The sequence below is a fragment of the Streptomyces sp. 13-12-16 genome (genome assembly GCF_002114215.1).
In the GTDB taxonomy this organism is placed as follows: Bacteria; Actinomycetota; Actinomycetes; order Streptomycetales; family Streptomycetaceae; genus Streptomyces.
Map to the genome: position 1 here is coordinate 41,267 of NZ_NCTE01001198.1, position 11,564 is coordinate 52,830.

Genomic DNA, 11,564 nt, shown 5'->3' on the forward strand with positions numbered 1-11,564 from the left:
CGCAGTGTCCGTGCCGCCCACCCGGGTCTGCGGATCACCGGCCGACTCGTGTGTGACGCTACGGTCACCACTGTGCTGGCCGCCTCGGCCGACGCCGACCTGCTGGTCCTCGGTTCCCTCGGTCTCGGGGCCCTGAGCGGATTCGTGACGGGCTCCGTGTCCCAGCGCGTCGTCGGCCGGTCCACCCGCCCGGTCGTACTGGTCCGGGCGGGGCGGGGGGCCGCCGATGAGCACCTGTCGGCCACGGACGGCGTCGCTCCCGAGGAGATCCCGACAACGCCCTACCGCCAGGTGGTCCTGGGGCTGCGGACGGACCGTCCCTGCGACGAACTGATCGAGTTCGCCTTCGACGCCGCCCGCCGACGTGACACCGGCCTGCGGGTGGTCCACGCTTTCCGGACGCCGTTCCGCCCCGCCCCCGCTCCGTCGGCGCCCCTGGTGACCGTCGCCCCGGAGGGCCCGGCTCTCGCCCCGCAACCGCGGGCCCAGGCGCTGGCGGACGAGGAGCGCGCCCTGACGGCGGTGCTGCGCCCCTGGCGGGAGAAGTACCCGACCGTCCCCGTGACCGAGGCGGTCACCGAAGGACGCGTCACCGTCGAACTGGTCAGGGCCACCCGGAACGCCGGCCTCCTCGTGGTGGGCCGTCGTACCACCGACCACCGGGTCGGTGCCCACACGGGTCCGGTCACCCACGCCGTCCTCCACCATGCCGGATGTCCCGTCGCCGTCGTCCCGCACGACTGAGGTGGCGCGGCGCATCGGCCGGCCACCGGTCCGCCGGGGCCGGCCGGTCAGTGCCGGTCCGCCGGACACGAGGGGGCACCGGCACCGCGACGTCATGGCCGGGCACGCGCACCGCGCCTCCCCGGCTGTCCGCTTTTCCCCCGACGCCCCCGTCCTGCGGTGCGCGGGTTTCGGGACAGGGGGCCGAAGGTCCCGGCCGACCGGGGGCGGAGGGGACCCGCCCGGTGCCCTGTCCGGCACTCCTCGCCGCGGGCCCGCACGACGAGCATCGACAGTGACAAGACCGCCCGACGAGAGGACCTGAGATGACCACGACGGTGACAGCCGGCCCCCGGACCGCCGACGCCTGGCGGCAGTTCGCCGGAAACGGATGGCGTGAGCGCATCGACGTGCGCGACTTCATCCAGGCCAACTACACCCCGTACGAGGGCGGTTCCGCCTTCCTGGCCGGTCCGACCGAGCGCACGCTCGCGGTCTGGGGCAAGGTGGCCGCCCTGTTCCCCGAGGAACGCCGCCGGGGCGTTCTCGACGTCGACCCGGGCAACCCGTCCACCATCACCTCGCACCGGCCGGGCTACATCGACCGCGACCGCGAACTGATCGTCGGCCTGCAGACCGACGCCCCCCTGCGGCGGGCCATCATGCCCAACGGCGGACTGCGGATGGTGGAGAACGGGCTCAAGGCGTACGGCTACAAGCCCGACCCCTTCGTCACGCGCGTCTTCGGGAGCTACCGCAAGACCCACAACGACGGCGTCTTCGACGCCTACACCCCCGAGATGCGGGCCGCCCGCAAGGTCGGCATCATCACCGGACTGCCGGACGCCTACGGCCGGGGCCGGATCATCGGCGACTACCGGCGGGTCGCGCTGTACGGCACGGACCGGCTGATCGAGGCCAAGCGCGCCGAGCGGGCCCTGCTGGACGCGCGGCCCTCCGGCCCGGACGTCATCCGGGACCGCGAGGAACTCGCCGAGCAGATCCGGGCGCTGGGCGAACTGACCGAGATGGCCGCCTCGTACGGCTGCGACGTCTCGCGTCCCGCCGCCACCGCGCACGAGGCGGTGCAGTGGCTCTACCTGGGCTTCCTGGCCGCGGTGAAGGAGCAGAACGGCGCGGCGATGTCGCTGGGCCGCACCTCCACCTTCCTGGACGTCTACCTTCAGCGTGACCTGGACGAGGGCGTGCTCGACGAGTCCCGGGCGCAGGAACTGGTCGACGACTTCGTGATCAAGCTGCGGATCGTACGGTTCCTGCGCACCCCCGAGTACGACGCCCTGTTCTCCGGCGACCCCACCTGGGTCACGGAGTCCATCGGCGGCATGGGAACCGACGGCCGCCCGCTGGTCACCCGCACCTCCTTCCGCTTCCTGCAGACCCTCTACAACCTCGGCCCGGCCCCCGAGCCCAACCTGACCGTGCTGTGGTCGCCGCGGCTCCCGGAGGGCTTCAAGGAATTCTGTGCCCAGGTGTCCATCGACACCAGCGCCATCCAGTACGAGTCCGACGAGCTGACTCGCCCGTGCACCGGCGACGACACCGCGATCGCCTGCTGCGTCTCGGCGATGGCGGTCGGCAAGCAGATGCAGTTCTTCGGCGCCCGCGTCAACCTGGCCAAGGCACTGCTGTACGCGGTCAACGGCGGCCGCGACGAGATGACCGGCGAACAGGTCACCCCCGAAATGCCGCCGCTGACCGGCGGGTACCTGGACTACGAGGAGCTGTCGGCCGCGTACGACCGAGTCCTGGACTGGCTCGCCCGGACGTACGTGGACGCGCTCAACGTCATCCACTACATGCACGACAAGTACGCGTACGAGCGCATCGAGATGGCCCTGCACGACTATCCGGTGCACCGCTTCATGGCGTGCGGCATCGCCGGCCTGTCCGTCGCCGTGGACAGCCTGTCCGCAGTCAAGCACGCACGGGTCAAGGTGTTCCGCGACGCCACCGGCCTGGCCGTGGACTTCGAGACCGAAGGCGACTTCCCGGCCTACGGCAACAACGACGACCGCGCCGACGCGCTCGCCGTGGACCTGGTGGAGTCGTTCATGGCGAAGGTGCGCAAGCACCCCACCTACCGCGACGCCGAGCACACCCAGTCCGTGCTGACCATCACCTCCAACGTGGTCTACGGCAAGCACACCGGCAACACCCCCGACGGCCGGCGCGCGGGCGCCCCGTTCGCCCCCGGCGCCAACCCGATGAACGGCCGCGACCGGCACGGGGTCGCAGCCTCCGCCCTCTCGGTGGCCAAGCTCCCGTACGAGGCGGCGCGGGACGGCATCTCCCTGACCACCACCATCACCCCGGAGGGCCTCGGGCACGTCCCCGGGGAACGCGCCGGCCACCTGGTCGGCATCCTCGACGCCTACATGGCCTCCGGCGGCTTCCACATGAACGTCAACGTCCTGGACCGGGCGACCCTGGAGGACGCCATGGAGCACCCGGAGAAGTACCCGGAGCTGACGGTCCGGGTCTCCGGATACGCCGTCAACTTCGTCCGTCTCACCCGCGAGCAGCAGCTCGACGTGATCAGCCGCACCTTCCACGGATCGCTGTGAGCACCACCGTCGAGCCGGTGACGGGCCGGATCCACTCCTGGGACCTGTCCACGGGAGTGGACGGTCCCGGGACCCGGTTCGTGCTGTTCCTCAGCGGCTGCCCCCTGCGCTGCCTGTACTGCGCCAACCCCGACACCTGGCACATGCGGGACGGGAAACCGGCCACCGTCGACGAGGTGATGGCCGAGATCGAGAAGTACCGGGCCTTCCTCACCACCGCCGGCGGGGGAGTGACCCTCACCGGCGGCGAGGCCCTCCTCCAGCCGGCCTTCACCGCCGCGGTCTTCCGCCGCTGCAAGGAGCTCGGACTGCACACCGCCCTCGACACCTCCGGCTTCCTCGGCGCCCGCGCCACGGACGAACTCCTCGCCGACACCGACCTGGTGCTGCTGGACATCAAGTCCTTCGACGTCCGCACCTACCGGAAGCTGACCGGCGGAGACCTCGCTCCCACCCTCGACTTCGCCACCCGCCTCGACCGGTTGGGCAAGCGCGTGTGGATCAGGTACGTCCTGGTGCCCGGCTGGACCGACGACGAGGACGCAGTCGAGGGACTCGCCGGATTCCTCTCCGGCCTGGGCTGCGTCGAGCGGGTCGACATCCTGCCGTTCCACAAGCTCGGTGCCGCCAAGTACGACGCCCTGGGCATCCCCTTCACCCTGCGGGACGCTCCGGTCCCCGACACGGCGCTCGTGGACCGGGTACGGGCTCAGTTCCGTGGACGCGGCCTCGCGGCCCATTGAGGCGGGCGGGCACGGGATCGACCGCCCCTGGACCTCGGCCGTCCTGGCAGGATAAGGAGTTCGACGGAGACCGAGGCCTCACGAGGAGCATGCGATGGCGCACAGCGGGCAGGACGACAGCACGGGAAGCCCGATCAAGGTCTTCCTCCTGGACGACCACGAGGTGGTACGGCGAGGGGTGCACGACCTGCTGGACGACGAACCGGACATCACGGTGGTCGGAGAAGCGGCGACGGTGGAGCAGGCACTGGTCCGGGTCCCCGCCCTGCGCCCCGACGTGGCCGTCCTCGACGTGCGCCTGCCCGACGGAGACGGAGTGACCGTCTGCCGCGAACTGCGGTCGAAGATGCCGGACCTGGCCTGCCTGATGCTGACCTCCTTCGACGACGAGGAGGCGCTCCTGGACTCGATCATGGCGGGCGCGGCCGGATACGTGCTGAAGCAGATCCAGGGATCGGACCTGGTCTCGGCCGTGCGGACGGTGGCCCGAGGCCAGTCGCTGCTGGACGCCAGCGCCACGGCCAAACTGATGGCACGGCTGCGAAGCGCCGGACAGCAGCCGGCCGAGGAGCCGGACGTCCTGCCCGGCCTGACCGACCGGGAACGCGAGATCCTGGACCTGATAGGCGAGGGGCTGACCAACCGGCAGATCGGTCAGCGGCTGTACCTGGCCGAGAAGACGGTCAAGAACCACATCTCCCGTCTGCTCTCCAAGCTCGGCGTGGAACGCCGCGTCCAGGCCGCCGTCATCGCCACCCAGGCACGTGACCGCATGCGGCCCGAAGACCAATAGGGGTCGTGGCCCACCACCGGTCGGCGACGCACCCGCCCCGGGGCCGAAGAAGGCGGATACGACCTGGAACGGCACCACATGATCTCCCACGCCTGCGGAGCCGGGCCGCACGGCGGCGCTGTTCCCTTGTCCTCCCCCCTGTTCGAGCCGCTACCGTGACAGCTGAACGGTACGGCTGCCGACAGGCGTTGAGGCGTTGGAGGAGTAGCGTTGGAGAACGCCGAGGAAGCCCGTGAGGCACGAGTGCGACTGCCGCAACTGCGGTTGGACGAGCTGCTGGAGGAGCTGCAGGCCCGGCTGGACGCGGCCCGCGGCACCAGGGACCGGGTGCACAGCCTGCTGGAGGCGGTGCTGTCCGTCGGCCGGGAGCTGGACCTGGAGCAGGCGCTCCACAGCATCGTGGAAGCGGCGGCGGCACTGGTCGACGCGGAGTACGCGGCCCTCGGCGTGATCGGCCCGGACGGCAAGCGCCTGTCCGCCTTCCACACCGTGGGTGTCAGCGACGAGCAGATCGCCCGCATCGGCCCCTACCCGGAGGGGCACGGCATCCTCGGCGAGTTGATCCGCCGTCCGGAGCCGCTGCGGCTGACGAAGCTCTCCGACCACCCCGCCTCGTACGGCTTCCCGGCCCATCATCCGCCGATGAACAGCTTCCTCGGTGTTCCCATCCGGGTGCGGGACCACGTCTTCGGCAATCTGTACCTGACCGAGAAGCGTGGCGGCCAGCAGTTCGACGAGGACGACGAGTCGGTGCTGGCCACCCTGGCCGTGGCGGCCGGTGTGGCGATCGACAACGCCCGCCTGTACGAGGAGTCCCGGCTGCGCGAACGCTGGCTCCAGGTGAACGCCGAGATCACGCACACCCTCATGTCAGGCGCGGACCAGGGCGGGGTGCTGCCGCTGATCGCGGAACGGGCCAGGGAGATCACCGCTTCCGCCTTGAGCGTGGTGGCCATGCCGGTGAGCGGGACGGACACACTCGCCGTGGAACTCGCGATAGGCCAGGAGGCCGACGTATGGCGCGGGGTCGTCCTGCCCGTGGAGGGGACTCTCATCGGGCAGGCGTTCGCCCAGCGGGTGTCCGTCAGCAGCCCGGACGTCTCACGTGACTCCCGGATCTCGGCCGGACCTCCGCGCTTCGACGGGCTCGGGCCGGCCGTCGCCGTACCGATCGGCTCGGGCGATGACGCCCGCGGTGTGGTTCTGCTGGTCCGGCGGTCGGGCGGCCGTGAATTCTCAGAGAAGGAGACCGAGCCGCTCCAGGTCTTCGCAGCCCAGGCCGCCGTCGCCATGGAGCTGGCGGAACGCCGCGCGGACGCCGAGCAGATCGCCCTGCTGGAGGACCGCGACCGGATCGCCCGCGACCTGCACGACCTGGCGATCCAACGGCTCTTCGCCACCGGCATGACGCTGCAGAGCGCTGACCGGTTCATCCAGCACGAGGGGGCCTCGGACCGGGTCCAGCGGGCCGTGAACGACCTCGACGAGACCATCAAGATCATCAGGTCGACGATCTTCGGTCTGCGCTCCCGTGAGGACGACGCGGCTCCCGGTCTGCGCTCCCGCGCGGTGCGCGCGGTCGGCGAGGCCACTCCGCTGCTGGGCTTCGCCCCCAGCGTCCGCATGGAGGGCCTGCTCGACACGCACGTGCCCGCGGAGACCACCGACCACGTCCTGGCCGTCCTCACCGAGTCCCTGACCAACATCGCCCGGCACGCCCGCGCGGACCGCGCAGACGTCGTGCTGGAGACCGACGGCAAGGAGGTCCGCCTGACGGTCACGGACAACGGCGTCGGCATCCCGGCCGGAGGCCGCCGCAGCGGTCTGACCAACATGGCCGAGCGAGCGCGGAAGCTCGGCGGCGACATGGAGCTGGAGAGTCCGGGAGGAGGGGGAGCACGGCTCGTGTGGTACGCGCCGCTGGGGCAGTCGTCGGACGGTGCGGAGGACGGCCGGCCCGCCTCGTGACGCACGGCGTCAGCGGATGAGCGGTCCTCGCGACTTCTCAGGGCCGCTACCGGGCGAGGTCGGCCGCTCACCGGGACCACCGGCTCACGGTGAGGGCTCCTCCGGCCATGACGGCGTCCCGCGACCGCGGTCGGACGGAAGGCGACCGGTCCCGTCATCGGCGGGACCGGCCGGCACATGATCACACGTCGCCCTCCATGACCTCATCGACCGGGCGGCGCGGTGAGGCGGGCCCCTCGGGGCCGTACCCGAGCCGGATCACCATCTGCGTGCGCACGCGCGGACCGTCCGCGTCCGCCGGGAGACCGTCGAGAACTCCCCGTAGATCGGGCCACTCCAGGGCCTGGTGCAGGAACGACGCCCGCACCCCGCGCCGGGTGGCCGACAGCAGGACCCGTTCCAGGGCCTGACCGGCGCGCAGCCAGTCCGCTCGCCGGTCGTGCGCCGTGGACAGCAGCGCGAGCGTCGGACGCGTCTCGAAGACGCGGGCGGGCAGCACGTCCGGGTGCCGGTGGGCGCCGAAGTCCCGCATCGGCATCCGGCCCAGGGCGTCCTGCTGCCCGAGGACCGCCGGCGGAAGTCCCAGCGACCGGGAGCGCGGACCGCCGACCAGGCGGCGGCTCTCGCCGGCCCGGTCGGCGTCCGCCCTGTTGCGCCTCTCCGCCTCCCATATGGCACGCAGCGCCCGATCAATGCCCTTCGGCCCCGGGAAGCGAAGCGTCGCCCCCTCCAGGCGGGCCGCATCGGTCAGCTCGGCGAGCAGGTCCGACGGCAGCGGTCGCCCGGAGAAGGGGAAACGGCTGCTGTGCCGGTGCCGGACAGCTTCGTACAGACCGGCCGACTGTGCGCCGTGCGCTGATTCGGTGAGCCGGACCGTGGCGAGCAGAGCGGGACGGTCCGGGCAGGGGAGCAGCCGGGTCACCGGGTCCCAGCCGAAGTGGGAGGCCGCGATGCGCAGGTTGAGGACCGCGCAGCCCACGGACAGGTGCACGGCGCGGCCCACTGGATCGGTGTGGCGCAGTACCCGGTCCGCGGCGGCGTCGATCCGCACGGTGCGGGTGTCGGCATCGAGACGGAAGCGCCAGGGCTGGGTGTTGTGCAGGGACGGTGCGGCCACGGCCGCCGCGATCAGCCGCTCCAGGGCAGGGGCGTCGAAGGTCGTAGAGCTCATCGGGACTCCTTCCCGCCTGCGGCCGAGGCCGGCTGGGCTGGCGGATGACTCCTTCCAGCCTCGGCCCTGACTCGCGCTGTGCGTGAGGGGTCGTGCGGGCCCTGCGCGGTGCCGTTCGGCCCTGCCGCGGGGGTTGTGGCCGAAGGTCCCTGTTGTTCGGGGCTGTTGGGTCTTCGGGTGCGGACCTTCGGCGTCGGGTGCGGGGTGGTGGGGGCCGGGAGAGTGGGTGGTGTCAGGAAGTAACCGGAGTTCGTCCGAAGGGATCACTGTCATGGCCGTGCACCAGCCCACGCACCGCGGTTCGGGTTTCCACCTGCCGTCGTTCCGCCGGAACCACGCCGCTTCCGTACAGGAGTCGGCCGAGTCGGCGGAGGCCGGCACGTTCACCGCACGGGCTTACGTTTTCGCTTCGGTGCGGGTGTTGATGGGGTTCGTCTTCCTGTGGGCGTTCCTGGACAAGACGTTCGGCTTCGGTTATGCCACCGCGTCCGGTAAGGGCTGGGTCGATGGTGGTTCGCCCACTGAGGGTTTCCTCGGGCATGTCGCGGTCGGTCCGATGGAGTCGGTGTTCCATGCGTGGGCGGGGGCGGCGTGGGCGGACTGGCTGTTCATGCTGGGCCTGCTGGGGATCGGGCTGGCTTTGACCGCGGGGGTGGCGCTGCGTCCGGCGGCGCTGGCGGGGACGGTGATGATGGCGTTGATGTGGGTGGCGGAGTGGCCGCCGGCGAAGCATCTGTCGGACGGGTCGGCGAGCATGTCGACGAATCCGTTCGTCGACTACCACCTGGTGTATGCGGTGGTGCTGATCGCGCTGGCCGTGGTCTCGGCCGGTGATGCGTTCGGTCTGGGCCGGTTGTGGGCGCGGCTCCCGCTGGTCCGTGACCACGGGTGGCTGCGCTGAACACGACTGGTGGGACGGGCCCGCCGAAGGACCCGCCCCACCAGCCTGCCGGCAGGGACCGTCGGTCCCGTCCCGGGACCAGGGGCCCCTGCCCCGTGGGGCCGCCGGAAGAGACGCTGAGAACGGATCGAACGACACAGGAGGTGGGCAACATGGCCCGCACGATCACCGTAGGACTCGACGGCTCGCCCGAGAGCCGGGCAGCCGCCGAATGGGCGGCCCGCGAAGCGGCGCTGCGCCAGCTCCCGGTACGGCTGCTCCACGCGTGGCAGCCGGTCCCGGAGCCCATGGCCCAGGCCCCGCTCCTCGGTGCGGAGACGCACCAGTACTGGACCGAGCGGATCCCCCGGGAGGCAGCCGAGGGCCTGCGACTGCGGCACCCCGGGGTCGAGGTGACCACCGAGCAGCGGGCCGGAGCCCCGGCGGAGGCCCTGCTCGAAGCCGCTCGCGACGCGGAACTGCTGGTGCTGGGCTCGCGCGCCCTCAGCGGCCTCGCGGGCTTCCTGATCGGGTCCGTCGGCCAGTCGGTGATCGCCCGCACCGAGGTGCCCGTGATCCTGGTCCGAGCGGGCGAACAGGCCGCCGACGAACACGTCAAGGACCCCGCAGGCATCCCGTCCGCCGCCACCGGCTTCCGGCCCGTGGTCGTGGGCCTGGACACCGGCAGCCCGGACGAGACCGTCCTCGCCTTCGCGTTCGAGGAGGCGCAGCGCCGCGAGGCTCCGCTGACCGTCCTGCGGGTCTGGAACCTGCCGTCCTCCCACACCTACGCCCTGGCCGCCGGTTACGACCCGCGCGAGGACCTCGCCCGCGCCCAGGCCGAAGCGCTCACCGAGGCGTTGCTGCCGTGGCGGGAGAAGTACCCGGACGTCGAGGTGACCGAGGACTCCCGGCTCGGCAGCCCCGCGGGCCACCTCGTCGACGCGGCCCGCGACGCCTCCCTCGTGGTCGTCGGCCGCCGCATCCGCCGCAGCCCGTTCGGCGTGCACATCGGCGCCGTCGCCCACGCGGTCATGCACCACGCCACCACCCCCGTCGCCGTCGTCGCGCACGACTGACGCGGCCGGCCGAAGACAAGCACAGAAGGAGAAGGCATCATGAAGGCAGCGGTCGTACGGGAATTCGGTGAACCCCTGGTCATCGAGGAGCGCCCCGACCCCGAGCCCGGCCCCGGGCAGGTCCGCGTCCGTGTCGAGGCCTCCGGGCTGTGCCACACCGACATCCACGCCGCGCACGGCGACTGGCCCGTCAAGCCCACTCCGCCGTTCGTGCCCGGCCACGAAGGCGTCGGCCTCGTCGAGAAGCTCGGCGAGGGCGTCACCCACCTCGCCGTCGGCCAACGGGTCGCCGTGCCGTGGCTCGGCAAGGCGTGCGGACGGTGCGAGCACTGCCTGTCCGGCTGGGAGACCCTCTGCGAGAGCCAGGTCAACACCGGCTACGGCTGCGACGGCGGCTACGCCGAGAAGATGCTCGCCTGGGCCGACTTCGCCCAGCCGGTGCCCGAGGGCGTCAGCGCCCTCGACGCCGCACCGCTGACCTGCGCGGGCGTCACCACCTACAAGGCGCTGAAGGTCGCGGACGTCCGGCCCGCCCAGCTCGTCGCGATCTCGGGCGTGGGCGGACTGGGCCACCTGGCGGTGCAGTACGCGAAGATCGCCGGGGCGCGGGTCGCCGCGATCGACGTCACCGACGACAAGCTCGCACTCGCCCGGGAACTCGGCGCGGACATCCTCATCGACGCCCGTACCCAGGACGTCGGCGCCGAGCTGAAGCGGCACGGCGGCGCCCACGCGGCCCTCGCCCTCGCCGTGAACCCGGCCGCCTTCGCGGCCGTCAACTCCGGTCTGCGGCGCGGCGGGAAGCTCGTGATGGTGGCCCTGCCGGCTCACGGCACCCTCCAGGTCCCGATCTTCGACACCGTGCTGAACGGCACCTCGGTGATCGGCTCCATCGTCGGCACCCGGCAGGACCTCGCCGAGGTCTTCCAGCTCCACGCCGAGGGCCGCACGAAGGTGATCCGGGAGACCCGCCCGCTCACCGCCGTCAACGACTGCATCGACGAGGTCCTGCACGGTCACGTCAAGGCCCGCATCGTGTTCGACCTCAACGCGGGAGGCTGAGAACGATGACCTCGCCCATGGTCGTCGGCGTCGACGGATCCGAGTCGAGCCTGCGGGCCGTCGACTGGGCGGCCGACGAGGCCGCCCGGCACGGAGTACCCCTGCGGATCGTCCACGCCTACCGCTGGTACCGCTATGAGGGCACCGCGCTCGCCCGAGAGCTCGGCAAGCCGTCGGAGCACGTGACCTCCGAGGACATCCTCACCGTCGCCACCCGGCGCGCCCGTCGTCACCACGCGGACCTCTCCGTCACCACCGAAGCGGTGCCCGAGGAACCGGAGTACGTCCTCCTGCGCGAAGCCCGCAACGCCTCGGCCGTGATCATGGGCACACGCGGGCGCGGCGAACTGACCGACCTGCTGCTCGGCTCCGTCAGCCTGACCGTGGCCACCGAGGCGCACTGCCCGGTCGTCGTGATCCGTGGCGACCACGACAACCGGGCCGCCGACGGCCGGCACGGCCGCATCGTCGTCGGCGTGGCCGACGCGCCGACGGCGGCGGTGCGCTTCGCCTACGAGGAGGCCCGGCGGCGCGGCGCCGCCCTGGACGCGGTGCGGGCG

The 11,564-nt window shown here is 71.9% G+C and carries 10 protein-coding genes; 9 read left to right on the forward strand and 1 reads right to left on the reverse strand.

Annotated elements, in window-relative coordinates; genetic code table 11:
• From B7767_RS37640 to B7767_RS37660, 5 genes are all read left to right on the forward strand, one after another.
• On the forward strand, positions 1-744 hold a 744-nt coding region (locus B7767_RS37640), incomplete at its 5' end, for a universal stress protein (RefSeq protein ID WP_085575909.1).
• A 305-nt stretch (positions 745-1,049) separates the two neighbouring features.
• Positions 1,050-3,308, forward strand: a complete 2,259-nt coding sequence (gene pflB, locus B7767_RS37645) for a formate C-acetyltransferase (RefSeq protein ID WP_085575910.1) — start codon at positions 1,050-1,052, stop codon at positions 3,306-3,308.
• Positions 3,305-4,051, forward strand: coding sequence for a pyruvate formate-lyase-activating protein (gene pflA / locus B7767_RS37650; RefSeq protein ID WP_085575911.1), 747 nt, complete (start codon positions 3,305-3,307; stop codon positions 4,049-4,051). The genes pflB and pflA overlap by 4 nt, the downstream gene beginning before the upstream one ends.
• A gap of 94 nt (positions 4,052-4,145) precedes the next feature.
• Positions 4,146-4,844 carry a response regulator transcription factor gene (locus tag B7767_RS37655; protein ID WP_085575912.1) on the forward strand — a complete coding sequence of 233 codons (699 nt, stop codon included), beginning with the start codon at positions 4,146-4,148 and terminating at the stop codon, positions 4,842-4,844.
• A 210-nt stretch (positions 4,845-5,054) separates the two neighbouring features.
• Complete coding sequence (locus B7767_RS37660) at positions 5,055-6,812, forward strand: GAF domain-containing protein (RefSeq protein ID WP_085575913.1); 1,758 nt, start codon at positions 5,055-5,057, stop codon at positions 6,810-6,812.
• 181 nt (positions 6,813-6,993) lie between these two features.
• Here B7767_RS37660 and B7767_RS37665 read toward each other — a convergent pair whose 3' ends face one another.
• Positions 6,994-7,983, reverse strand: coding sequence for a nitroreductase family protein (locus B7767_RS37665; protein WP_107486549.1), 990 nt, complete (start codon positions 7,981-7,983; stop codon positions 6,994-6,996).
• A 271-nt stretch (positions 7,984-8,254) separates the two neighbouring features.
• On the opposite strand from B7767_RS37665, the gene B7767_RS37670 reads away from it, so the two are divergent.
• The 4 genes from B7767_RS37670 to B7767_RS37685 all read left to right on the forward strand — a co-directional run.
• Entirely contained in the window at positions 8,255-8,884 is a 630-nt protein-coding gene (locus B7767_RS37670; RefSeq protein WP_179167466.1) for a DoxX family membrane protein, read from the forward strand.
• A 152-nt stretch (positions 8,885-9,036) separates the two neighbouring features.
• Complete coding sequence (locus tag B7767_RS37675; protein WP_085575924.1) at positions 9,037-9,942, forward strand: universal stress protein; 906 nt, start codon at positions 9,037-9,039, stop codon at positions 9,940-9,942.
• A gap of 39 nt (positions 9,943-9,981) precedes the next feature.
• The gene (gene adhP / locus B7767_RS37680) at positions 9,982-11,004 is read left to right on the forward strand and encodes an alcohol dehydrogenase AdhP (protein WP_085575915.1); all 1,023 of its coding nucleotides are present in this window, start codon (positions 9,982-9,984) and stop codon (positions 11,002-11,004) included.
• A gap of 5 nt (positions 11,005-11,009) precedes the next feature.
• Positions 11,010-11,564: universal stress protein (locus B7767_RS37685; protein ID WP_143652864.1), on the forward strand; the 555-nt coding region annotated here is incomplete at its 3' end.